This is a genomic window from Octadecabacter sp. R77987 (assembly GCF_042466115.1).
Lineage (GTDB): Bacteria > Pseudomonadota > Alphaproteobacteria > Rhodobacterales > Rhodobacteraceae > SW4.
Window position 1 is genome coordinate 2,614,717 of sequence record NZ_JAXHBQ010000001.1, and the last position, 21,948, is coordinate 2,636,664.

24 protein-coding genes are annotated in these 21,948 nt (G+C 59.1%); 13 read left to right on the forward strand and 11 right to left on the reverse strand.

Features of this window, described 5'->3' with window-relative positions; translation table 11 throughout:
* Window positions 1-25: 25 nt before the first annotated feature.
* Window positions 26-349, reverse strand: coding sequence for a TIGR02300 family protein (locus SJY21_RS13300; RefSeq protein ID WP_377511565.1), 324 nt, complete (start codon window positions 347-349; stop codon window positions 26-28).
* 106 nt (window positions 350-455) lie between these two features.
* On the opposite strand from SJY21_RS13300, the gene SJY21_RS13305 reads away from it, so the two are divergent.
* Together SJY21_RS13305 and SJY21_RS13310 are read left to right on the forward strand one after the other, a co-directional pair.
* Window positions 456-1,148 carry a M48 family metallopeptidase gene (locus tag SJY21_RS13305; RefSeq protein ID WP_377511568.1) on the forward strand — a complete coding sequence of 231 codons (693 nt, stop codon included), beginning with the start codon at window positions 456-458 and terminating at the stop codon, window positions 1,146-1,148.
* 31 nt (window positions 1,149-1,179) lie between these two features.
* The gene (locus SJY21_RS13310; protein WP_377511571.1) at window positions 1,180-1,830 is read left to right on the forward strand and encodes a GntR family transcriptional regulator; all 651 of its coding nucleotides are present in this window, start codon (window positions 1,180-1,182) and stop codon (window positions 1,828-1,830) included.
* On the opposite strand, the gene SJY21_RS13315 is transcribed toward SJY21_RS13310, so the two are convergent.
* From SJY21_RS13315 to mdh, 9 genes are all read right to left on the reverse strand, one after another.
* A complete protein-coding gene (locus tag SJY21_RS13315; protein WP_377511574.1) occupies window positions 1,799-2,713 on the reverse strand; it encodes a hypothetical protein in 915 nt (304 codons plus the stop codon). The genes SJY21_RS13310 and SJY21_RS13315 overlap by 32 nt on opposite strands.
* 42 nt (window positions 2,714-2,755) lie before the next feature.
* Window positions 2,756-4,144, reverse strand: a complete 1,389-nt coding sequence (gene lpdA, locus SJY21_RS13320; protein ID WP_377511577.1) for a dihydrolipoyl dehydrogenase — start codon at window positions 4,142-4,144, stop codon at window positions 2,756-2,758.
* A gap of 64 nt (window positions 4,145-4,208) precedes the next feature.
* On the reverse strand, window positions 4,209-4,598 hold the full coding sequence (locus SJY21_RS13325) for an MAPEG family protein (RefSeq protein WP_377511580.1): 390 nt from the start codon (window positions 4,596-4,598) through the stop codon (window positions 4,209-4,211).
* Window positions 4,595-5,050: a hypothetical protein gene (locus SJY21_RS13330; RefSeq protein ID WP_377511583.1), complete on the reverse strand. Its 456-nt coding sequence runs from the start codon at window positions 5,048-5,050 to the stop codon at window positions 4,595-4,597. The genes SJY21_RS13325 and SJY21_RS13330 overlap by 4 nt, the downstream gene beginning before the upstream one ends.
* A gap of 103 nt (window positions 5,051-5,153) precedes the next feature.
* Window positions 5,154-6,662: a 2-oxoglutarate dehydrogenase complex dihydrolipoyllysine-residue succinyltransferase gene (gene odhB, locus SJY21_RS13335; protein WP_377513246.1), complete on the reverse strand. Its 1,509-nt coding sequence runs from the start codon at window positions 6,660-6,662 to the stop codon at window positions 5,154-5,156.
* The gene (locus tag SJY21_RS13340) at window positions 6,659-9,619 is read right to left on the reverse strand and encodes a 2-oxoglutarate dehydrogenase E1 component (protein ID WP_377511586.1); all 2,961 of its coding nucleotides are present in this window, start codon (window positions 9,617-9,619) and stop codon (window positions 6,659-6,661) included. The genes odhB and SJY21_RS13340 overlap by 4 nt, the downstream gene beginning before the upstream one ends.
* A 70-nt stretch (window positions 9,620-9,689) precedes the next feature.
* A complete protein-coding gene (sucD, locus tag SJY21_RS13345) occupies window positions 9,690-10,571 on the reverse strand; it encodes a succinate--CoA ligase subunit alpha (RefSeq protein ID WP_377511589.1) in 882 nt (293 codons plus the stop codon).
* Window positions 10,572-10,575: 4 nt separating this feature from the next.
* The gene (sucC, locus tag SJY21_RS13350; protein ID WP_377511592.1) at window positions 10,576-11,769 is read right to left on the reverse strand and encodes an ADP-forming succinate--CoA ligase subunit beta; all 1,194 of its coding nucleotides are present in this window, start codon (window positions 11,767-11,769) and stop codon (window positions 10,576-10,578) included.
* Between the two features lie 229 nt (window positions 11,770-11,998).
* Complete coding sequence (gene mdh / locus SJY21_RS13355) at window positions 11,999-12,961, reverse strand: malate dehydrogenase (protein WP_377511595.1); 963 nt, start codon at window positions 12,959-12,961, stop codon at window positions 11,999-12,001.
* A gap of 200 nt (window positions 12,962-13,161) precedes the next feature.
* On the opposite strand from mdh, the gene SJY21_RS13360 reads away from it, so the two are divergent.
* Window positions 13,162-13,905 carry a sulfite exporter TauE/SafE family protein gene (locus tag SJY21_RS13360; protein WP_377513248.1) on the forward strand — a complete coding sequence of 248 codons (744 nt, stop codon included), beginning with the start codon at window positions 13,162-13,164 and terminating at the stop codon, window positions 13,903-13,905.
* Here SJY21_RS13360 and SJY21_RS13365 read toward each other — a convergent pair.
* A complete protein-coding gene (locus tag SJY21_RS13365; RefSeq protein ID WP_377511598.1) occupies window positions 13,902-14,216 on the reverse strand; it encodes a hypothetical protein in 315 nt (104 codons plus the stop codon). The genes SJY21_RS13360 and SJY21_RS13365 overlap by 4 nt on opposite strands.
* A 173-nt stretch (window positions 14,217-14,389) precedes the next feature.
* On the opposite strand from SJY21_RS13365, the gene SJY21_RS13370 reads away from it, so the two are divergent.
* The 10 genes from SJY21_RS13370 (at window position 14,390) to arsJ (ending at window position 21,759) form a co-directional block, all read left to right on the forward strand.
* Window positions 14,390-15,238, forward strand: a complete 849-nt coding sequence (locus SJY21_RS13370; RefSeq protein ID WP_377511601.1) for an HpcH/HpaI aldolase/citrate lyase family protein — start codon at window positions 14,390-14,392, stop codon at window positions 15,236-15,238.
* Window positions 15,235-15,783: an NnrU family protein gene (locus SJY21_RS13375; RefSeq protein WP_377511604.1), complete on the forward strand. Its 549-nt coding sequence runs from the start codon at window positions 15,235-15,237 to the stop codon at window positions 15,781-15,783. The genes SJY21_RS13370 and SJY21_RS13375 overlap by 4 nt, the downstream gene beginning before the upstream one ends.
* Window positions 15,784-15,786: 3 nt before the next feature.
* Window positions 15,787-15,990, forward strand: coding sequence for a DUF1737 domain-containing protein (locus SJY21_RS13380; RefSeq protein ID WP_377511607.1), 204 nt, complete (start codon window positions 15,787-15,789; stop codon window positions 15,988-15,990).
* On the forward strand, window positions 15,987-17,015 hold the full coding sequence (locus SJY21_RS13385) for a MaoC family dehydratase (protein ID WP_377511610.1): 1,029 nt from the start codon (window positions 15,987-15,989) through the stop codon (window positions 17,013-17,015). Before SJY21_RS13380 ends, SJY21_RS13385 begins: the two co-directional genes overlap by 4 nt.
* Window positions 17,016-17,127: 112 nt before the next feature.
* Entirely contained in the window at window positions 17,128-17,409 is a 282-nt protein-coding gene (locus SJY21_RS13390; protein WP_377511612.1) for an NINE protein, read from the forward strand.
* A 39-nt stretch (window positions 17,410-17,448) separates the two neighbouring features.
* Window positions 17,449-17,691, forward strand: a complete 243-nt coding sequence (locus SJY21_RS13395; protein ID WP_377511615.1) for an NINE protein — start codon at window positions 17,449-17,451, stop codon at window positions 17,689-17,691.
* 597 nt (window positions 17,692-18,288) lie between these two features.
* Window positions 18,289-18,540, forward strand: a complete 252-nt coding sequence (locus tag SJY21_RS13400; RefSeq protein ID WP_377511618.1) for a hypothetical protein — start codon at window positions 18,289-18,291, stop codon at window positions 18,538-18,540.
* Between the two features lie 114 nt (window positions 18,541-18,654).
* Window positions 18,655-19,494, forward strand: a complete 840-nt coding sequence (locus SJY21_RS13405; RefSeq protein WP_377511621.1) for a helix-turn-helix domain-containing protein — start codon at window positions 18,655-18,657, stop codon at window positions 19,492-19,494.
* Between the two features lie 4 nt (window positions 19,495-19,498).
* Window positions 19,499-20,497, forward strand: coding sequence for an ArsJ-associated glyceraldehyde-3-phosphate dehydrogenase (locus tag SJY21_RS13410; RefSeq protein WP_377511624.1), 999 nt, complete (start codon window positions 19,499-19,501; stop codon window positions 20,495-20,497).
* Window positions 20,494-21,759, forward strand: a complete 1,266-nt coding sequence (gene arsJ / locus SJY21_RS13415; RefSeq protein ID WP_377511627.1) for an organoarsenical effux MFS transporter ArsJ — start codon at window positions 20,494-20,496, stop codon at window positions 21,757-21,759. Before SJY21_RS13410 ends, arsJ begins: the two co-directional genes overlap by 4 nt.
* The last annotated feature ends 189 nt before the right edge of the window (window positions 21,760-21,948 follow it).

The window sequence follows — 21,948 nt, forward strand, 5'->3', positions numbered from 1 at the left end:
CCAACGGTGATTGGTGCGTGATCACCTAGCTGTCGTCGTCCGGTGCGGCGACATCGGCAATTTCGTCAAGCGAAACATCATCGTCGTCGTCATCTTCCAGAACGTCATCACCCAGATTGACATCTTCGTCATCATCATCGTCGAGCACGAGATCATCATCTTCAGATTCGTCCTCCATCTTCTTGGTCTGCGCATCCGCAGCATCGGCGACCATTGTGCGGGTCTTGCCGGTGTTGATGGTGACCGTTTCGCCGGTGTAGGGGCTAATGATCGGGTCGGCGTTCAGGTCGTAGAACCGTTTGCCGGTTGTCGGGCAAACACGTTTGGTTCCCCACTCTTCTTTGGGCATCTTGCTTCCCTTCAAAATCTGACTACTTGCAGCGCAATGACGCCAACTGCCATAAGCTGTCAGGCGTGTCAAAGCCTTTGGCGCGGCATTCTAACTGGGACGTCATATGGGCCGTCATGTCATTGGGGGCAACCCCCCGATCGAAGTCACGTTGCGCCGTTCGACCCGTGCGCGCCGCCTGTCGTTGCGGGTGTCGCGGCTGGACGGGCGCGTGACGCTGACCTTGCCGCAGCGGGTAAGCGAACGCGAAGGAATCGCCTTTGTGAGCGAGCGCGAAGACTGGTTGCGCGGGCATCTGGCCGGCATCACCGCCGAAGTGCGCCCCCAGATTGGTGGCACCGTGCCGTTTGGCGGGCAGGATCTGGAAATTGTCGCCGGTCCTGTGAAACGCGCTCGCATGGGCGAAGCGGCACTGATTGTTCCCGATGATCCGGGGCGTGTCAGCGCCCGTGTAGAGGCCTATCTGAAACTTCACGCGCGTGATCGGCTTGCGGATGCATCGGATCGGTATGCGGCCGCTTTGGGGCGCACCTACGGGCGGATCACCCTGCGCGACACGCGGTCACGCTGGGGATCGTGTTCATCGGCAGGCGATTTGATGTATTCGTGGCGGCTGATCATGGCCCCGCCTGATGTTCTTGATTATGTCGCGGCCCACGAGGTCTCGCATCTTGTTGAAATGAATCACTCGGATGCCTTTTGGGCGGTGGTCGCCGACATTTTTCCCGATCACAAGCGCTGCCGCAAATGGCTGCGTGAAAACGGTGACAGGCTGCACCGCGTGCGGTTTCGCGATTGACCGCAGCGGCGCTTGTGATCACATATGACCCATGTTGATCCAGTCCCGCCCGAACGATCCTGCCGGATCCGCCCATGACCGCGTGTATCGCACGCTGCGCACCCGTATCATGCACGGCGAGATGGAGCCGGGGCAGGCACTGACCCTGCGCGGGATCGGCAAGGAATTTGGCGTGTCGATGACGCCCGCGCGCGAGGCCGTGCGCCGTTTGGTAGCCGAAGGGGCGTTGTTTCTGTCGTCATCCGGGCGGGTATCCACGCCGGAACTGTCAAGCGAAAGGCTCGAGGAACTGGCGGCCCTGCGCGCGCTGTTGGAACCGGAACTGGCCAGTCGCGCCCTGCCACGCGCGCACCTTGCCTTGATCGAGCGTCTGGAAACGATCAACGCGGGCGTCGGGCAGATGGTCGCGCGCCACGATGCACCCGGATATATCCGCATGAACCTTGAGTTTCACCGCACCCTCTATTTGCGTGCGCAGGCGCCTGCGATGCTGGCCATGGCGGAAACGGTCTGGCTTCAGGTCGGGCCGACCATGCGATCACTTTACGGGCGCTTGCGCCGCACCGAACCGCCCTATCACCACAAGCTGATCATCGCCGCGCTGAAAGCGGGCGATGAACCGGGATTGCGGCTGGCGGTGCGCACCGATGTTACGCAGGGGCTGCGGCTACTGGCGTCCTGAGAAGGCCCGCGAAGTCGCGCACCATCGACATGATCTGCGGCGCGGGGATCACCAGCGCCTGGGCCATATGGCCGATCACGCGGTGTTCGGCGTCCTGAATTTCGCCGTCCGAGCAAGCCACCAGAAGCGCGCCACGCATGATGATCTGGCGATCCGCCTCGCGGGTGCCTGCGCCCAAATCGCCAAGCTGGCGGGGGTCGGTGACAAAGGGGGCCTTGGCCAAGGCAGTGCGAATTTCCATGGATGTCAGGCGCTTGCCCATGATTTTCTCAAAGGCGAAATTGATCGCCTTTTCTTCTTCGCCGTCAATGTGGCCGTCAGACTTGGCAACAATGCACATGGCTGACAGCATCTTGGCGGCAATCGCCGCGCGCGGAACAGCGCGTTTGCGGCCATGTAGCAGGAATTGCAGCGCTTTGAAGAACCCGGCGATGCCCAGCAGGATCAACCAGCCAAAGCCGATCATCAGTTGCTGACCGGTCATACGCGGGGTTGCGGGCATGTCGGCAGGCAGGATGCCAGCGGCCTGCGCGGCGGCAAAGGCGGCAGCGTCAAAGCTGTAATAGCTGTTGCCTTCGCAGCCTGTTGTGGACATCACATAGCCTTCGCTGCGTGCCCAATACCCCAGAAACACCACGTGATTGCGCACTGTGTGATGGCAGAGGGAAGCATTGCGACCACCAGGGCCGATCGCACCCATTTCCGCAACGAAATCAAGGCTGTGCTGGGTGCCATAGGGGATTGAACCACGCGCCGCGGCGGGCGTTGCAGTCATGAATGTCAGGCCCAGAACAAGGGCGATAAGGCTAAAGAAAGGTTTCATCGTATCCTGCCGTAAATGCGTTTCACCGACAGGTTTGCCAAAGAAATGTGGCACGGCCATGGAATTAGCCGCGCCACTTTTGGGCAGATGGTTAACGAAACCTTAAGCGTGGATCGCGCCGTCACCGCAGGCAAGGGCCGCTTCGCGCACGGCTTCCGAATAGGTGGGGTGGGCGTGGCAGGTGCGCGCGAGGTCTTCGGCGGCGGCACCAAATTCCATCGCCACGCAAATTTCGTGGATCAGGTCTCCCGCCATCGGGCCGATGATATGCGCACCCAAGATACGGTCGGTTTCCTGATCGGCCAGGATTTTTACGAACCCGTCACCGGCAAAATTCGCCTTGGCGCGGCCGTTGCCCATGAAGGAAAACTTGCCGACCTTATAGGCGCGGCCTTCGTCTTTCAGTTGTTCTTCGGTCTGGCCTACGGTCGCGACCTCGGGGTGCGTATAGATCACACCGGGTATCACACCATAGTTAACATGTGGTTTCTGCCCCGCCAGACCCTCGGCGCAGGCCATGCCTTCGTCTTCGGCCTTGTGGGCCAGCATGGGGCCGTCGATGGCATCACCGATGGCATAAATCCCTTTGATATTCGTGGCATAGTGATCATCGGTCTTGATCTGGCCACGCTCGGACATCGCGACACCCAGCTTGTCCAGCCCCAGCCCGTCGGTGTAGGGCCGCCGCCCCGTGGCGAGCAGAACAGTGTCGGCGTCAATCGTTGCCTCGCTGTCGTCTTTGCGCAGTTTATAGGTGACGGTGGCCTTGCCGCCTTTGGTCGTGACACCCTGCACGGCGGCGCCCATGACAAATTCAAGCCCTTGTTTTTTCAGCGTTCTTTGGAACACTTTCTGGATTTCGCCGTCCATGCCGGGGGTGATTTTGTCAAGAAATTCAATCACCGTCACCTCGGCCCCCAACCGCTTGTAAACGCTGCCCAGTTCCAGTCCGATCACGCCCGCGCCGATCACGACCAGCTTCTTGGGGATTTTGTTCAATTCCAGCGCGCCGGTGGAGGACACAACGGTCTTTTCATCGACCTCGACACCCTTCAAGTCGCTGACTTCCGAGCCGGTGGCGATGACGATATGCTTGGCCTCGTGCACCTCTTCTCCGACCTTGACCTTGCCCGCTTCGGGGATGCTCGCCCAGCCCTTGATCCAATCTACCTTGTTCTTTTTGAACAGAAATTCGATACCCTTGGTGTTCTGACCAATCACATCGTCCTTATAGGCCAGCATCTGTTTCCAATCGACGGAGGGCGACTTGCCCTTCAGGCCCATCGCCGCGAAATTGTGTTCGGCTTCGTGGAGCATATGCGAGGAATGCAACAGCGCCTTGGAGGGGATACAGCCCACGTTCAGACAGGTGCCGCCCAGCGTGTCACGCCCTTCGACAACAGCCGTTTTCAGACCCAGTTGCGCGCAACGAATGGCGGACACATAGCCGCCGGGGCCGGACCCGATGATGATAACGTCGTAGGTGGACATGGGCGTAATTCCTTCGATTTTGGCCGTATGGTAGGCGTATGGAAAGCGTATGGAAACCGTATGGCTAAAGTATTGCGGCCAACAGCATCAGCAAGGTGGCAAGCAAGCCCACCGCCCAGATCGCGCTGCGCCACGGTGCCCAGCCGAACACATAGGCGGGGATATAGACGATGCGCGCGATCAGATAGGCATAGGCGCAGGTTGCGGTGAACGGGGTCGATTGGTTTGAGAGAGTCACGACCAGCACAGCGATAGTGAACAGGATCAGCCCTTCGAAATGGTTGTTCATGGCGCGTTGCAGGCGGCCCGCCGTGCCGGTCAGCTGGATATGCTGGTCACGCGGGCCGGCAGCCTTTTTGACGCCAACCTGCTGGATCGAGGTCAGCGAATAGGCGCAGAACTGGCCGATTTGCAGGAGGCCTGCGAGGGTGAGGGCTGTGAGTTCGGGGGTCATGATTCCTCAAGCTCCGCGACTAGAGCCAAAAAGGTTGCACGGAGCGAGTTGAGATTTGAGAGGTTAGGTGCCTTGGTCCAATTTGCACATCCATTCCCAATTAGCTCTAGTATCGCAGGGGCGTCATTGGCTAAGTCATTGTGAAATTCAATCGCTTCGGCCGCGAGGTGATTGTCCGAGCGACCTGTCGCCAAAACGGCTAGCGCCAGCGTTGCGACGGCTTCTTGCTCAACACCGCAAATCCGGCTGAAATGATCGCAAAAAACCAGCAAGAAAAGGCCTAGCGTAAGTTGATAGTCTGGGCGGGTAACATCGCCCTGATCAATTGCACTGACTTCCGCCGACAAAGCGACAGCCGCTTCAGCACACCAACTGATAGGCTCACTGCTTGAAGTGAGTGCCAGATCGAGAGTGTCAAAAGCTGCCTGCAGTGTCTCTGTTGTGTTGGTCATCACTTAGTCCGTGCTTGCACGGGCAGCGCCCGGACCTCCCCCATGGGGAGGGCGCTTTGCACCCACCCCGAGGTCCGAACGCTGCCCTGTGTTGCGTGCATGATCAGAGGTCCATCAACAACCGACGTGGATCTTCCAGCGCTTCTTTCACTCGCACCAAGAACGTCACGGCGCCTTTGCCATCCACAATCCGGTGGTCATAGGACAGCGCCAGATACATCATCGGGCGGATCACGACTTCTCCGTTGATCGCCATGGGACGGTCCTGAATTTTGTGCATACCCAAAATACCACTTTGTGGTGGGTTCAAAATGGGCGAGGACATGAGCGAGCCATAGACGCCGCCGTTGGAAATGGTGAAGGTGCCGCCTTGCATTTCTTCCATCGACAACTTGCCGTCGCGCGCCTTGGCGCCCTTTTCGGCAATCGCCTTTTCGATGTCGGCGAATGACATCGCGTCGGCGTCATTGATCACCGGCACCACAAGGCCGGTGGGCGTGCCCGCGGCGATGCCCATGTTGACGTAGTTTTTGTAAACAACATCGGTGCCGTCGATTTCGGCGTTCACTTCGGGCACTTCGTTCAGGGCATGGCAGCAGGCCTTGGTGAAGAAGGACATGAAGCCAAGCTTGACACCATGTTTCTTCAGGAACAGGTCTTTGTATTCGTTGCGCAGGGCCATCACCTCGGTCATGTCGACCTCGTTATAGGTGGTGAGCATGGCAGCGGTGTTCTGGCTTTCCTTGAGGCGCCGCGCGATGGTCTGGCGCAGGCGGGTCATCTTGACGCGTTCTTCGCGGTCGGCCTGTGCGGCGGGTGTGGCGGCGCGCGGGGCCGACACAGCAGCGGGCGCAGGTGTTGCGAGCGTTTTCAAGACGTCTTCCTTCATGATGCGGCCATCCTTGCCCGATCCGGTGACTTGATCAGCGGACAGATTGTTTTCAGCCATCAGCTTCTTGGCGCTGGGCGCGTCTTCGGTGTCTTTGCCTGATGGTGCTGCGGCGGTGGTGGTTTCCGGCGCGCCGGTTTCGACAGCATGGGCCACAGCGCCGTCACCGCCGCGCGACATCACGGCCAGCTTGCCGCCAGCCTGCACGGTGTCGCCATCCTTGGCGAGGATTTCGGTGAGAACGCCATCGGCCGGGGCGGGCACTTCGACGCTGACCTTGTCGGTTTCCAACTCGCACAGCATTTCGTCGGCTTTGACGCTGTCACCGGCCTTTTTGAACCATGTGGATACGGTCGCCTCGCTCACGCTTTCGCCCAATGTGGGGACCATGACATCGACAGCTTCGCCGCCCTTGGCAGGGGCATCGTCGGATTTGGCTTCGGCCTTGGGCGCTTCCTTGGCGGGGGTGCTTGCGGCAGCTTGCCCGCCTTCGCTGATCTGGGCCAGCAGGGCATCGACGCCCACGGTTTCCCCTTCGGCAGCGACGATTTCGGACAGGGTGCCGGCCACGGGGGACGGCACTTCGACGGTCACCTTGTCGGTTTCCAGCTCGCACAGCATTTCATCCTGCGCAACGGCATCGCCGGGTTTCTTGAACCATGTGGCAACGGTGGCCTCGGTGACGCTTTCGCCAAGGGTGGGGACACGAACTTCGGTCATTATTTCGATCCTTCGATGGTGAGCGCGTCATTCACGAGCGCGGCTTGTTGGGCTTTGTGTTGGCTGGCAAGGCCCGTGGCAGGCGATGCAGCAGCGGCGCGGCCGACATAGCCAGGCCGCGTATGTTTGGATTTGGCGCGGGTCAGCACCCATTCGATATTGGGTTCCATGAACGACCACGCACCTTGATTTTTCGGTTCTTCCTGACACCAGACCATTTCGGCATTCTTGAAACGACTGAGTTCCTTGAGCGCGGATTGCGCGGGGAAGGGATAGAACTGTTCGAACCGCATGAGGTAAACATCGTCGATCCCGCGGGCATCGCGTTCTTCAAGCAGGTCGAAATAGACCTTGCCCGAACACATGACCACGCGCTTGATCTTGTTGTCCGCCACCAGTTTCGTGTCCGACAGCCCGTGCTGCGCATCGTCCCAAAGGACGCGGTGGAAGGAACTGCCGGTCTGGAATTCTTCGGCCTTGGAGACGGCCATCTTGTGGCGCAACAGCGATTTCGGCGTCATCAGGATCAGCGGTTTGCGATAGCTGCGATGCAACTGGCGGCGCAGGATGTGGAAATAGTTGGCGGGCGTCGTGCAGTTGGCGACGATCCAGTTATCCCCGCCGCACATTGTCAGGAACCGTTCCAGTCGCGCGCTTGAGTGTTCCGGCCCTTGCCCTTCATAGCCGTGGGGCAAAAGGCAGACGAGGCCGGACATGCGCAGCCATTTGCTTTCGCCGGAACTGATGAACTGGTCGAACATGATCTGCGCGCCGTTGGCAAAATCGCCGAACTGCGCCTCCCAGAGGGTCAGCGCATTGGGTTCGGCAAGGCTGTAGCCATATTCAAACCCCAGCACCGCATATTCCGACAGCATGGAATCGATGACCTCGTAGCGGGCCTGCCCTTCGCGGACATGGTTGAGCGGATAATAGCGGTCTTCGTTTTCCTGATTGATCAGGGCCGAGTGGCGCTGGCTGAACGTGCCGCGCGCAGAATCCTGACCGGACAGGCGCACGGGGAACCCTTCGGTCATGAGGCTGCCAAAGGCGAGCGCTTCGGCCGTGGCCCAATCAAAGCCTTCGCCGTTTTCGAACATGGCTTGCTTGGCTTCAAGCAGACGACCAACGGTCTTGTGGATCGGGAAACTATCAGGTGCGGTCGTGATCGCGCGCCCGATATCGGCCATGGTGGCCGGTTTGATCGCGGTTTCGCCACGTTGGTAATTGTCTTCGGCGTCACGATCCAGATGTGACCATTTCCCGTCAAGCCAATCGGCCTTGTTGGGTTTGTAGTCCTTGCCCGCCTCGAATTCGTCATTCAGGTGGGACTGGAAGCTGGCCTTCATATCCTCGATCTCGCCCTCGGGGATCAGGCCGTCGCGCACAAGGCGTTCGGTATAAAGCGTCAGCGTGGTCTTGTGGCCCTTGATCTTCTTATACATCACCGGATTGGTGAACATCGGTTCGTCGCCTTCGTTATGGCCGAACCGGCGGTAGCAGAAGATATCCAGCACCACATCCTTGTTGAACTTCTGGCGGAATTCCGTGGCGACCTTGGCGGCGTGGACCACGGCTTCGGGATCGTCGCCGTTGACGTGGAAAATCGGCGCTTCCACCACCAGCGCGTTGTCGGTCGGATAGGGGCTGGAACGGCTAAAGTGCGGGGCCGTGGTAAAGCCGATCTGGTTGTTCACGACGATATGCATCGTCCCGCCACAGCGGTGCCCGCGCAGACCCGACAGTGCGAAACATTCGGCCACGACACCCTGGCCCGCAAAGGCCGCATCGCCGTGCAGCAGGATTGGCATGACAGCCGTGCGGTCGGTATCGTTGAGCTGGTCCTGCTTGGCGCGCACCTTGCCCAGAACCACGGGGTTCACGGCCTCAAGGTGGCTGGGGTTCGCCGTCAGCGACAGGTGCACGGAATTGCCGTCAAATTCACGATCAGACGACGCGCCAAGGTGGTATTTCACATCGCCCGAACCGTCCACGTCTTCGGGTTTGAACGACCCGCCCTGAAATTCGTTGAAAATCGCGCGGTAGGGCTTGGACATGACGTTGGCCAGCACCGAAAGGCGGCCACGGTGGGGCATGCCGATGACGATGTCACGCAGGCCCAACGCGCCACCGCGTTTGATGATCTGCTCCATCGCGGGCACAAGGCTTTCGCCGCCATCAAGGCCGAACCGTTTCGTGCCCATGTATTTGACGTGCAGGAATTTCTCGAAACCTTCGGCCTCGACCAGCTTGCTCAGGATCGCCTTGCGGCCTTCCTTGGTGAACGCGATTTCCTTGCCGTAGCCTTCGATGCGTTCTTTCAGCCAGCCCGCTTCTTCGGGGTTGGAGATATGCATGTATTGCAGCGCGAAGGTGCCGCAATAGGTGCGGCGCACAATGGCAAGGATCTGGTTCATGCTGGCAATCTCAAGGCCCAGCACATTGTCGATAAAGATCGGGCGATCCATGTCGGCGGCCTCGAACCCGTAAGATGCAGGGTCCAGTTCGGGGTGCGGGGTCTGGTCGCGCATCCCCAGCGGGTCAAGATCGGCAACCAAGTGCCCACGGATACGATAGGCGCGGATGATCATCAGCGCACGGATGCTGTCCAGCACCGCGTTGCGCACCTGCGCTTCGCTGACCTCGACACCCTTTTCCTGCGCCTTGGCCTTGATCTTGTCGGCGGCCGCTTTGGGTTCGGCGGGCCACTGGCCATCCAATGCGGCGGTCAGATCGTCATTGGGAACGGGCGGCCAATCAGTGCGGCCCCAAGACGGGCCTGCGGCCTCGGCCTTGGCATCCGCAGGGGCATCGCCCAAGGACTTGAAGAAGTCCCGCCAGCTTTCGTCCACGGCACTGGGGTCGCTCGCATAACGGGCGTAAAGCTGCTCGATGTATTCAGCGTTATGCCCCTGCATGAACGAGGAGGCGTGGAATGCGTCGTTGGGGGATTGGTCAGTCATGAAGTCACCTGATGTAGGGTGGGACTTGTCCCACCAATGGTGGAAGGCGGGACAAGTCCCGCCCTACATTTTACCCGATTGCTTTCAGCACTGCTTCGCCAAGTGTCGCGGGGCTGTCGGCCACGACGATCCCTGCGGCTTTCATCGCTTCGATCTTGGATTCCGCGTCGCCTTTGCCGCCCGCAACGATTGCGCCTGCATGGCCCATGCGGCGTCCGGGAGGGGCGGTGCGGCCTGCAATAAAGCCGGCTGTTGGCTTCCAGCGGCCCGCTTTGCGTTCATCCGCAAGGAACTGCGCGGCTTCTTCTTCGGCGCTCCCGCCAATCTCGCCGATCATGATGATCGAGGTGGTTTCGGGGTCAGCAAGGAACATTTCCAGCACGTCGATGTGTTCTGTCCCCTTGATCGGGTCGCCGCCGATGCCCACAGCCGTGGACTGGCCAAGGCCAATGTCGGTTGTCTGCTTCACGGCTTCATAGGTCAGCGTGCCGGAACGGGACACAACCCCGACTGACCCGCGCTTGTGGATCGCGCCGGGCATGATGCCGATCTTGCAGGCGTCAGGCGTGATCACGCCGGGGCAGTTTGGCCCGATCAGGCGGGATTTCGACCCTTCCAGCGCGCGCTTGACGCGCATCATGTCCAGAACCGGAATACCTTCGGTGATGCAGCAGATGAACGGAATTTCCGCATCGACCGCTTCAAGGATTGAATCCGCGGCAAAGGGTGGCGGCACATAGATCACGGTCGCATCCGCGCCGGTTTTTTCCACGGCCTCGTGGCAGGAGTTGAACACCGGCAGGTCAAGGTGGGTCATCCCGCCCTTGCCCGGTGTCACGCCACCGACCATCTGCGTGCCATAGGCAATCGCTTGTTCGGTGTGAAACGTCCCCTGCGAGCCGGTAAGACCCTGACAGATGACTTTGGTGTTTTCGTCGATGAGAATGGCCATGGTGTTATCCTTTCACCGCTTTGACGATTTTCTGAGCACCGTCTTTCAGGTCGTCAGCGGCGATCACGTCCACGTCGGAATTGTTGATGATGGCTTTGCCCTCTTCCACTTTCGTGCCTTCAAGGCGCACGACCAGCGGCACTTTCAGGCCGACTTCTTTCACCGCGGCGATCACGCCCTCGGCGATGACGTCGCAGCGCATGATGCCGCCAAAGATGTTCACAAGGATGCCTTTGACGTTGGGGTCGGATGTGATGATCTTGAAGGCTTCGGTCACCTTTTCCTTGGTCGCGCCGCCGCCTACATCGAGGAAGTTGGCAGGTTCTGCGCCATAAAGTTTGATGATGTCCATCGTCGCCATCGCCAGACCCGCGCCGTTGACCATGCAGCCAATTTCACCATCCAATGCGATGTAGTTCAGATCGAATTTCGACGCGGCGAGTTCCTTGGGATCTTCCTCGGTCTCGTCGCGCAGGGCGGCCACATCGGCGTGGCGGTAAACGGCGTTGCCGTCGAACGATACCTTGGCATCCAGCACCTTGAGGTCACCCTTGTCGGTGACGATCAGCGGGTTGATTTCCAGCATCTCCATGTCTTTTTCGGTGAATGCCTTGTAAAGCAGGCCCATCAGGTTGACGCATTGTTTCACCTGTTGACCGGTGAGGCCGAGGGCAAATGCAACACGGCGACCATGGAACGGCTGGTAGCCTGTCGCGGGATCAACGGTGAAATTCAGGATTTTTTCAGGCGTCTTGGCGGCGACTTCTTCGATGTCCATCCCGCCCTCGGTCGAGCAGACAAAACCGATGCGGCTGGTTGCGCGATCCACCAGCAGGGCGAGGTAAAGTTCGGTTTCAATGCCCGATCCATCCTCGATATAGATGCGGTTGACGACCTTGCCCGCGGGGCCGGTCTGGTGCGTGACCAGGGTGCGGCCCAGCATTTTCTTGGCTTCCTGTGCGGCTTCTTCCACGGATTTGGTCAGGCGCACGCCGCCCGCTTCACCGGCGTCGGCCTCTTTGAACTTGCCCTTGCCGCGGCCACCTGCGTGGATCTGCGCCTTGACCACCCAAAGGGGTCCGTCCATTTCGCCAGCGGCGGTTTTCGCCTGTTCGGCGCGCAAAACGGCGCGTCCATCGCTGACCGGAGCGCCATAAGAGCGCAGCAGCGCCTTGGCCTGATATTCGTGGATATTCATGTTCGTCCCTCGTTTGCCAGTGGCTTTGGCTCTTTCAAACACACTATGGGGGCCTAAAACATGACTATTTTGACAACAGGGGCAAAAACCCGACATTTGTGATCACACTCGCAAAACGTGTGATCACAAAATTGGAAATGTCGCGAACTGTGATGATTCGGTCGTAGGGGTGGCGCACAAAAAAGGGCGCCCGGATGGGGCGCCCCGATTTCAGATGGGTTGGATCGTATTACGCAAGCGAACTGTCGATACCAACGCAGGCTTCGACAAGGCCTTTCACGGCGTCGACAGATTTGTCGAACATCGCCTGTTCGTCTTTGTTCATCTTGATCTCGACGACGCGCTCGATGCCGCCGGCACCAATCACAGTTGGCACGCCGACGTAGAAGCCGTTCAAGCCATAAGCACCGTCAACGTGGGCCGCACAAGGCAGCAGGCGTTTTTGGTCTTTCAGATAGGCTTCGGCCATTTCGATGGCGGATGTGGCAGGCGCATAGAAGGCGGAACCGGTTTTCAGCAGGCCAACGATTTCGGCGCCACCATCACGGGTGCGTTGCACGATGGCGTCCAGTTTTTCCTGCGTGGTCCAGCCCATATCGACCAGATCGGGCAGGGGGATACCGGCAACCGTGGAATAACGGGTCAGCGGGACCATCGTGTCGCCGTGGCCACCCAGCACAAAGGCTGTGACATCGCGCATCGACACGTCGAATTCTTCGGCGAGGAAGTGACGGAAGCGCGCGCTATCCAGCACGCCCGCCATGCCGCAAACCATGTTGTGGGGCAGGCCGGAAAATTCTCGCAGCGCCCAGACCATCGCATCAAGCGGGTTGGTGATGCAGATCACGAATGCATTGGGCGCGTGTTTGGCAATGCCTTCGCCCACGGATTTCATGACCTTGAGGTTGATGCCCAGCAGGTCGTCGCGCGACATGCCCGGCTTGCGCGCCACACCCGCGGTGACGATGCAGACGTCGGCACCTGCAATGTCGGCGTAATCGGATGTGCCCGACATCGCGGCATCAAACCCTTCGGCGGGGCCGGATTCGGCGATATCCAATGCCTTGCCCTGTGGCAGGCCATCAGCGATGTCGAACATGACAACATCACCCAGTTCCTTGACAGCTGCGAGGTGGGCAAGCGTGCCCCCGATATTCCCTGCGCCGATAAGCGCGATCTTTGCTCTGGCCATTTTGAAAGGTCCTTTGTCCGTTCGAGATTTGGTCGCCGATTGCTAATCCTTTCCAAGACATCGCGCAAGGTCGCTGCGCTGCGGCATAGCGCAGGCCATTGTTTGCAGGGGAATGTTTGCGTAAGTCTTTGCGCAAATCGGGGTTGGATTGGGCGTGGCGCAGCTGTGGCACCAATGATTCCCATGCGAAAGGCCACAACGTGGACGGAACCTATTTCTGGACATTGGCGGTGATTGCTGCGGTCTGCACCGGTCTGTCCAAGGGCGGATTGCCGGCGATGTCAATGCTGTCGGTGCCTGTTCTGTCGCTGGCAATTTCGCCCGTGACGGCAGCGGGCCTGCTGCTGCCTGTCTATCTCTTTTCGGATATTTTTGGTGTTCTGGCCTACCGTCACGAGTTTCGCCGCGACCTGCTCAAGATCACGGCGGTGGGGATGCTGATTGGCGGCGCGATTGGCTGGGCGACCGCGACGGTGGTTTCGGAAAATCTGGTGCGGGTGCTGATCGGGGTGATCGGCGCGACATTTGCCGTGAACCTGTTGTTGCGCCCGACCGGCGCCGTTGCCCCGCGCCCTGCCACATGGGGGCGGGGCGTGTTCTGGACAACCATTGCAGGGTTCACCAGTTTCGTGAGCCACGCCGGCGCGCCCCCCTGGCAGATCTGGCTGATGCCGATGAAGCTGACAAAGATGGCCTTTGCGGGCACGACGACCATGGCGTTCGCGATGATGAACGTATCAAAGATCGTGCCCTACTATTATCTGGGCCAGTTTGATCCGCAAAACCTGCGCGTGGCGGGGATGCTTTTGATCCCAGCAGTTGTGGGTGTTTACATCGGCTACCGGCTGACGCGCCTGTTGCCGGACAGGGTGTTTTTCGGGTTTGTGACCTGGGCGCTTTTGGGTGTGTCGATCAAGCTGATCTGGGATGGCGCATTGGCCTAGGCAGGCGCGTCCGTGTTGGGCAACCCTTCGGCCATCACCTGAAACGCCTGTCCTGACGCGACCATGCAGGTCAACCCGCCAGCCGCCGTGACGGTGATCGTCCAACTGCCCGTATCAAGCGAGGCAAACACCTCGACCACTGTATTGTTGGCGCCGACACCGATGGACTGGCGGCTTTCGCCATACCCTTCGGCAAGGCGCTGCACGACAACATCATGGGGTGCGCAGTTGCCCGATTGCGCGACGGCTTGCGTCGCCATGAAGGCCAGTGTTGTTACGCCCAGCGTCATTTTCAGAAAAGTGCGTGTCATGGCAGTGCCTTTCGGTGCGTTTCATCGTCTTGCCACAACCCTGCCGCCTGTTTCCTTAAATATGGTTAACAACCCTTAACGATGGGTGTTGCGCTGCGTTGCGGCATTTTCTCGGTTGAATGATCTGCGAATTTCTGGCCTGTTCCGCGCAACATTGTTGCGAGGAAGATTCGATGACCCAACGCCCCACACGGTCCGCCCTTTATATTCCCGGTTCAAAGGAACGTGCCCTGGACAAGGCGCGCGGGTTGGCGACCGATGTGATCCTGTTCGACCTCGAGGATGCAGTGGCCGTTGACGAAAAGGAAAACGCCCGCGCCACGCTGGCAGCGGAACTGGCCAAGGGCGGCTATGGCAACCGGATGCGGATCGTGCGGATCAACGCGCTGGACACGCCGTGGGGCAAGGATGATGCCGCTGCCGTGGCGCAGATGGATTGCGATGCGGTGCTGCTGCCCAAGGTGGACGGGCCGGATGACATCAAAGCCCTTGCTGCGTTGTTGGACCTGCCGATCTGGGCGATGATGGAAAGCCCCTTGGGCATTCTGAACGCCGCCGCAATCGCCGCGCACACCCGCGTGCAGGGGTTTGTGCTGGGCACCAACGATTTGGCCAAGGATTTGAACACGCGCTCGGTTGCCAACCGCGAACCGCTGCTGATGTCGTTGCAGATGTGCCTGTTGGCGGCGCGTGCGCACGGCGTTGTGGCGCTGGACGGTGTTTACAATGCCTTCAAGGATGACGCGGGATTGCGCGCCGAATGCGAGCAGGGCCGCGACATGGGCTTTGACGGCAAGACGCTGATCCACCCAGCGCAACTGGCCATCGCCAACGCCGCCTTCGCCCCGACCGAGGCCGAGATTGATCTGGCCAACCGCCAGATCGCCGCGTTTGATGCGGCCGAGGCCGAAGGGCAGGGCGTTGCCGTTGTGGATGGCAAGATCGTCGAGAACTTGCATATCGTCACCGCCCGCGCGACCTTGGCCAAAGCAAAGGCAATCACGGAAATGGGTGCATCATGATTTGGCTGATTTTGGGACTGGCACTGTGGTCGGGCGTTCACCTGTTCAAGCGGATCGCGCCAGAGCGGCGCGCTGCAATGGGCGACAAGGCCAAGGGGCCGATTGCGCTGGCGCTGGTCGCAAGTATCGTTCTGATGGTGATCGGTTATCGCGGATGGGATGTTGAAACCTTTTACTGGGGTCGCTCGCCCGCGATGACGGGTATCAACAACTTGTTGATGTTGCTGGCGTTTTATCTGTTTGCAGCCTCTGGCAAAGGCACACGTATCACCCGCGCGATCCGCCACCCGCAGTTGACGGCGGTGATCGTCTGGTCGGGCGCGCATCTGCTGGTGAACGGCGATGCGCCGTCCTTTGTGCTGTTTGGTGGTTTGGCCATCTGGGCCGTTGTGGAAATGATCGTGATCAATCGTGCTCAAGGGCCGCGCGGCGCCTATCACGCCCCGCCCGTCAAATCCGAGGTGATTGCCGTGGTGGCGACCCTTGTCGTATTCGCAATCGTGTCGGCCATCCACATCTGGCTTGGCTACAACCCGTTTGGATAACCCATGCAAATCTACCGCTTTCTGACCGAAGACGACACATCGGCGTTCTGCCACAAGGTATCTGATGCCCTGTCCAAAGGCTGGGTGCTTTATGGCGATCCGCAATACACATTCGATCAGGCCAACGGCGTATTGCGCTGCGGGCAGGCCGTGGTGAAAGACGTGGACACGCCCTATTCCCCCGACATGAAGCTGGGCCAGCAATGACCAAGACGAATGCGGGCCGTTTCTTCGAGGATTACGCCGTTGGCGATGTGATCACCCATGCGGTGCCGCGCACGGTGGGGGCGGGTGAGCGCGCGCTTTATCACGCGCTTTATCCGGCGCGCCATGCGGTTTGTTCGTCCGATCAGTTTGCCCAAAGTTGCGGATTGCCAGCCAGCCCGCTGGACGATCTGGCAGCATTTCATGTGATTTTCGGGAAAACCGTGCCGGATGTGTCGCTGAATGCGGTCGCCAATCTGGGTTACGGCGACGGGCGCTGGCATCGGCCCGTCTGGCCCGGCGATACGCTGCGATCTGAATCGCAAGTGATTGGAGTCAAACAGAACTCCAACGGCAAGACCGGGGTTGTCTGGGTGCGCACGCGCGGGCTGAACCAACGTGATGAACTGGTCATGGACTATGTGCGCTGGGTGATGGTGCGCAAAGGTGATCTGGATGCGCCCGCGCCCGAAACAGTCGTGCCGGCCCTTGCACCGGTGGTGGACCCTGCGACTTTGGTGATCCCGCAGGGCCTTGATTTCAGGGGTTATGATTTCGCGCTGGCAGGCGAGCCGCATCGCTGGGGCGATTATCAGGTGGGCGAGGTGATCGACCACGTGGATGGCGTGACCATTGAAGAAGCCGAACATATGCTGGCCACCCGCCTGTGGCAAAACACCGCCAAGGTGCATTTCGACGCGACCAACCGGGCGGACGGCAAGCGGTTGATCTATGGCGGGCATGTGATGTCGCTGGCGCGCGCGTTGTCATTCAACGGGCTGGCGAATGCACAGATGATTGTCGGGCTGAACGGCGGCGCCCATGCGAACCCCTGTTTCGCAGGCGATACCCTGCGGGCCTGGAGCGAGGTGCTGGATCACGCGGAAACGGATGCCCCCGGTGTTGGTGCGATCCGCCTGCGTCTGGTGGCGACAAAGGGTGCGGCGGGCGTGTTGCGGGGCGAGGATGGGAAATACCACCCCGATGTGCTGCTTGATCTGGATTATTGGGCGTTAATGCCAACTTAGGCGTTGATTTTCTGCATCACTTTTGGCGCACGGGCCAGTTTGCCCAGCGTCAGATTGACGCTGGGCGGCGGTTGACTCTAGATAGCTTCACGCAACCACGAACAGGTAAAGCATGACCGACAACACCGAAAAATCACCAAAGTCTTACGGTGTTGCTGTCACGCTTTGTGGCATTTTCGGGGTGATGGGCATCCACCATTTCTACCTCGAGGATTATCTGCACGGCATCGCCGACCTTGCGCTTTTTGTGCTGGCTATCTGGCTTTTCACACAGGGCAACGATGGCATGGCCGTGCTGGTCTTGCTGGTGGATGCGCTGCATTCGGTTATCATTTTTTATTACTTGATCATCGAAAAATGGCGTGACGGGCAGGGACGCCCGATCAGGCTCTAAAAAAACAACAACAATGACAGTGAAAGAGGGAACACCCCAATGACGATGAATGAAAATGGCGCACCACTGGGTGCCGTAAGTGACAAGAAATTCGTGCCGGCCGTGCTGCTGTGCTTCTTTCTGGGCGGTTTTGGTATCCATCGCTTTTACCTTGGCAAGGTCGGCACCGGCATCCTGATGCTGCTGACCCTTGGCGGTCTGGGCATCTGGACGATCATCGACTTCGTGCGCCTGATCATCGGCTCGCTTGGTGACAAAGATGGCCTGCCACTCCAGCGCTAAGACATTCGCCGGCGGGCTGTGATCAAGCGGTCACAGGTTCCCGCGGCATGCAATAGCGATCCAGACCGGCCAGTCGGAGCGGTCTGGATCATTGGCGGGCATGCGGGACAAACCCGTCATTGGTTTCAATGCACCCAATGACGGTAGCATCAGGTAGTGGATTACCTTGAAGTATAGCAACGTCACGCCTGTGTGAGGCTCCAATTGCGCTAGCCACTTCTAGACCCCAAATTGCTGGCCAGAGTTGGGGATCAACAAAAATCACCTGTAAATGTGGCGATCAGGTGAAAACATGACAGACAAACCCCGAATTTCAAGAAGCTCCAGAAGGTCAGGTTGCGACTGAAGATCACCTTTCGCAAAGGTCTTGGCTGGGGTGGTCTGTCGGGAATAGGAACACGCGGTCGTGTTGGATGCACAAACCTGTTGCTTCAGTCGACCGTAGTCCGTGCATCAACGGCCCCGGGTCCAAATCCCAAACGCCTGCCCAAACATCGAGGCGCGTTTGGGAGCAACCCTCGGATTGCCGCGATACTGCTTGAATCGTAAAAAGTATCTTAGCGTCATGAAAGCACTACATTCCGGGGCGGGGAAGCTATGGACAGTTATATTGCGGAAATGGATGACACGAACCGCATTGCTGCTGTTTGGGTCACAACGAAAACGGCGCGTGGCCCAAGCGTTTTTGATCTCGGAAAGCACATTTTTGATCCTCGACAACCTGCCGAGTTTTCAGGCGCGCCTCAAAAAAGAGATAGTCAGGTGGCTGGATGCCAACAACCAGAGAAGCTAGCTTTTTCGTGTGATGCCGCAGACCGGAAACCAGCGGGCATAGCCGCAGACCAGTAAAAGCAGGATCTCTTTTCTGCCGCACTTTACAGGGCTATGCCCAGGCAGGCGCCGGATACATTTTTTACAAAACCTTCACTTTGCGCCGATCTATATTTCAATTATTCATGAAGTATGGATAAACTGATTCCCGACCGACTTTCGACGCTTGGCCATCCGCAACGGCTCGCTGTGTTCCGTCTTCTCATGCGGCGCTACCCAGACCGCGTTCCTGCGACGGAACTCGCCAATGCGCTGGACCTCAAGCCCAATACTTTGTCCAGCTATGTGTCCGCGCTGATGCAGGCGGGTCTGATCAGCCAAGAACGGGTCGGCACATCGCTGCGCTACGCGGTGGATATGAAGGCGACGCAAGCGACGATTGGGTTCCTTCTTCACGACTGTTGTCGGGGGCGACCCGAAATTTGTTCTCCTTTCTCCAATCATGCCTCGCACGGGATTTCTGAAATGACGGATCAAAAATTCAATGTCTTGTTCATCTGCACGGGCAATTCTGCCCGCTCAATCTTTGCCGAAGCCATTCTGCGCGACCTTTCGCCGGACCGGTTCAATGTCTATTCCGCAGGCACCAAGCCGAAATCAGAGCTAAACCCCTTCGCGCTCGAGGTGTTAAAGAATAACGGCCATGACGTGTCGGAATTGCGGGCCAAGAACATCGGGGAGTTTCAGACCGAAGATGCGCCGCCCCTTGATTTTGTCTTTACCGTTTGTGATCAGGCCGCCAACGAAGAATGCCCCGCGTGGCAGGGTCAGACCATCAGCGCCCACTGGGGTCTGCCTGATCCGGTCAAGGTGCAGGGCACGGATGCTGAAAAAAGCCTTGCGTTCCGTCAAACTTACGGCGCGTTGCGCAACCGCATGACGGGGTTTACCGCCCTGCCGATTGCGTCACTTGATCGCATTTCCCTGCAAAAGGCCGTGGATGACATCGGCCAAATCAAAGACAAAGGATAACCTCATGACCGTCTACGCCCTGAACGGCCTTGGCCGGATTGGTAAGCTTGCGCTGAAACCCCTTTTGGCGCGCGGGGCAAAGATCGCGTGGATCAACGACGCAGTGGGTGATCCCGAAATGCACGCGCATCTGCTGGAGTTTGATACGGTGCACGGTCGCTGGGGCGCCGAATTTGCCCATGACGATGACAGCGTAACCGTTGATGGCACCCGCCTGCCGTTTATCGGGACACGTGACATTGCCGACCTGCCGTTGGACGGTGTCGATGTGGTGATCGACTGCACGGGCGTGTTCAAGTCCGAAGCAAAACTTGCGCCCTATTTTGATGCGGGCGTCAAAAAGGTTGTGGTGTCCGTGCCGGTAAAAGACGGCGATGCGGCCAATATCGTCTTTGGCGTCAATCACGACATCTATGATCCGGCGCGCCATAACATCGTCACCGCCGCCAGTTGCACGACAAACTGTCTGGCCCCCGTGGTCAAGGTGATCCACGAAAACCTGGGCGTTAAACATGGATCAATCACCACGATCCATGATGTGACGAACACGCAGACCATCGTTGACCGCCCCGCCAAGGATTTGCGCCGTGCGCGCTCGGCGCTCAACTCCCTCATCCCGACGACGACCGGCAGTGCGACGGCGATCACGCTGATCTACCCGGAACTGAAAGGACGTTTGAACGGCCATGCGGTGCGAGTGCCGTTGCTGAATGCATCGCTGACTGATTGTGTGTTCGAGGTTGAGCACGCGACGACGGCGGAAGAGGTGAATGCCTTCTTCAAAGCGGCGTCCGAGGGTGAATTGAACGGCATTCTTGGCTATGAGGAACGCCCGCTGGTGTCGACGGATTACACCAACGATGAACGCTCAAGCATCGTGGATGCGCTATCAACCATGGTGATCAACGGCACGCAGGTCAAAATCTACGCGTGGTATGACAATGAAATGGGCTATGCGCACCGTCTGGTGGATGTGGCGTTCATGGTGGGGGAAAGCCTGTGACCACGGCGCGCCCCGAGGGCCTGTCGGCCTACATCGCCGTCACAGCCGCCTATTGGGCGTTCATGCTGACGGACGGGGCGCTACGGATGTTGGTGCTGTTGCACTTTCACACGCTGGGTTTTTCGCCCGTGCAGCTGGCCTATCTGTTTGTGCTCTACGAAATCGCAGGCGTGGTGACGAACCTGTGCGCTGGTTGGATCGCGGCGCGGTTCGGGCTGACATCGACGCTTTATGCGGGCTTGGGGTTGCAAGTGCTGGCGCTGGTCGCCTTGGCGCAGCTTAACCCCGCGTGGGCCGTTGGTGCGTCGGTGGTGTTTGTGATGTTGGTGCAAGGGGCAAGCGGCGTCGCCAAAGACCTTGCCAAGATGTCGTCCAAATCGGCGGTCAAACTGCTGGCGCCAGCGGGTGATGGGGGATTGTTCCGCTGGGTCGCCCTGCTGACGGGATCCAAGAACATGGTCAAAGGCGTGGGGTTTCTGCTGGGTGCCGCGCTACTGGCAACAGTGGGCTTTGTTGGTGCGGTGCTGGGAATGGCCGCCGTTTTGGCGGTGATCCTGATCGCCGTGCTGGCGTTCATGCCAGCGGGTCTTCCCAAAGGCCGCAAAGACGCAAAATTCTCCGAAGTCTTTTCCAAATCGCCCAACGTCAACTGGCTTAGCGCGGCAAGGGTCGTTCTGTTCGGGGCACGCGATGTCTGGTTCGTGGTCGGTATTCCGATCTATTTCTACGCAGTCTTGTCGGACGGCACGACCGCAGGCAATCGCACGGCGTTCTTTCTGATCGGGACATTCATGGCGGTGTGGGTCATTCTTTACGGATTGGTGCAGGCCAACGCCCCACGTATCCTGCACGCCAAATCGCGCCCCACCTCTGAATTGATTATGGCGGCACGCGGTTGGGCACTCGCGCTTGCGGTGGTGCCGGCGGTTCTGGCCGTGGCGGCTTTGGTTGCCAATGGTCCGCAGGGCTGGCTGACGTTCAGCGTCGTCGCGGGCCTGTTGGTGTTCGGGGCTTTGTTTGCGGTGAATTCCTCGCTCCATTCCTTTCTGATCCTGTCCTTCACCAAGGCGGAGCGCGTCACCATGGACGTTGGGTTCTATTACATGGCCAACGCGACTGGGCGCTTGATCGGAACGCTCGCGTCGGGCTTGAGCTATCAAGCCGGGGGGCTGCCCTTGATGCTTGGGATCGCCGCGGGAATGGTCGCATTGTCCGCCGCCGCGGTGAGTTTCTTGATACCTGAAGACCGGCAAGCGGCATGACGCATCTTGCGACACTTGGCGGGGCGCGGCTGTCGTCTTTGTGTGTCTGACGTCAGCGCTTATGGGTCCAAATAGGGCGATTTCACCTGATCTATCGCAAGAATCCTTCTGTGGACCTGTTTGGTCCACCGGCCCCTTGGCTACGCCCGGTCCGTGCGCCGGATTTGTGATCACGGAAAACAATTGTGT

What these genes read in the sequence shown, in the direction of transcription:
- SJY21_RS13300 (WP_377511565.1), bottom strand. Translation starts at nt 349, where the DNA reads ATGCCCAAAGAAGAGTGGGGAACCAAACGTGTTTGCCCGACAACCGGC.
- SJY21_RS13305 (WP_377511568.1), top strand. Translation starts at nt 456, where the DNA reads ATGGGCCGTCATGTCATTGGGGGCAACCCCCCGATCGAAGTCACGTTG.
- SJY21_RS13310 (WP_377511571.1), top strand. Translation starts at nt 1,180, where the DNA reads ATGTTGATCCAGTCCCGCCCGAACGATCCTGCCGGATCCGCCCATGAC.
- SJY21_RS13315 (WP_377511574.1), bottom strand. Translation starts at nt 2,713, where the DNA reads ATGGCCGTGCCACATTTCTTTGGCAAACCTGTCGGTGAAACGCATTTA.
- lpdA (WP_377511577.1), bottom strand. Translation starts at nt 4,144, where the DNA reads ATGTCCACCTACGACGTTATCATCATCGGGTCCGGCCCCGGCGGCTAT.
- SJY21_RS13325 (WP_377511580.1), bottom strand. Translation starts at nt 4,598, where the DNA reads ATGACCCCCGAACTCACAGCCCTCACCCTCGCAGGCCTCCTGCAAATC.
- SJY21_RS13330 (WP_377511583.1), bottom strand. Translation starts at nt 5,050, where the DNA reads ATGACCAACACAACAGAGACACTGCAGGCAGCTTTTGACACTCTCGAT.
- SJY21_RS13340 (WP_377511586.1), bottom strand. Translation starts at nt 9,619, where the DNA reads ATGACTGACCAATCCCCCAACGACGCATTCCACGCCTCCTCGTTCATG.
- sucD (WP_377511589.1), bottom strand. Translation starts at nt 10,571, where the DNA reads ATGGCCATTCTCATCGACGAAAACACCAAAGTCATCTGTCAGGGTCTT.
- sucC (WP_377511592.1), bottom strand. Translation starts at nt 11,769, where the DNA reads ATGAATATCCACGAATATCAGGCCAAGGCGCTGCTGCGCTCTTATGGC.
- mdh (WP_377511595.1), bottom strand. Translation starts at nt 12,961, where the DNA reads ATGGCCAGAGCAAAGATCGCGCTTATCGGCGCAGGGAATATCGGGGGC.
- SJY21_RS13365 (WP_377511598.1), bottom strand. Translation starts at nt 14,216, where the DNA reads ATGACACGCACTTTTCTGAAAATGACGCTGGGCGTAACAACACTGGCC.
- SJY21_RS13370 (WP_377511601.1), top strand. Translation starts at nt 14,390, where the DNA reads ATGACCCAACGCCCCACACGGTCCGCCCTTTATATTCCCGGTTCAAAG.
- SJY21_RS13375 (WP_377511604.1), top strand. Translation starts at nt 15,235, where the DNA reads ATGATTTGGCTGATTTTGGGACTGGCACTGTGGTCGGGCGTTCACCTG.
- SJY21_RS13380 (WP_377511607.1), top strand. Translation starts at nt 15,787, where the DNA reads ATGCAAATCTACCGCTTTCTGACCGAAGACGACACATCGGCGTTCTGC.
- SJY21_RS13385 (WP_377511610.1), top strand. Translation starts at nt 15,987, where the DNA reads ATGACCAAGACGAATGCGGGCCGTTTCTTCGAGGATTACGCCGTTGGC.
- SJY21_RS13390 (WP_377511612.1), top strand. Translation starts at nt 17,128, where the DNA reads ATGACCGACAACACCGAAAAATCACCAAAGTCTTACGGTGTTGCTGTC.
- SJY21_RS13395 (WP_377511615.1), top strand. Translation starts at nt 17,449, where the DNA reads ATGACGATGAATGAAAATGGCGCACCACTGGGTGCCGTAAGTGACAAG.
- SJY21_RS13400 (WP_377511618.1), top strand. Translation starts at nt 18,289, where the DNA reads ATGGACAGTTATATTGCGGAAATGGATGACACGAACCGCATTGCTGCT.
- SJY21_RS13405 (WP_377511621.1), top strand. Translation starts at nt 18,655, where the DNA reads ATGGATAAACTGATTCCCGACCGACTTTCGACGCTTGGCCATCCGCAA.
- SJY21_RS13410 (WP_377511624.1), top strand. Translation starts at nt 19,499, where the DNA reads ATGACCGTCTACGCCCTGAACGGCCTTGGCCGGATTGGTAAGCTTGCG.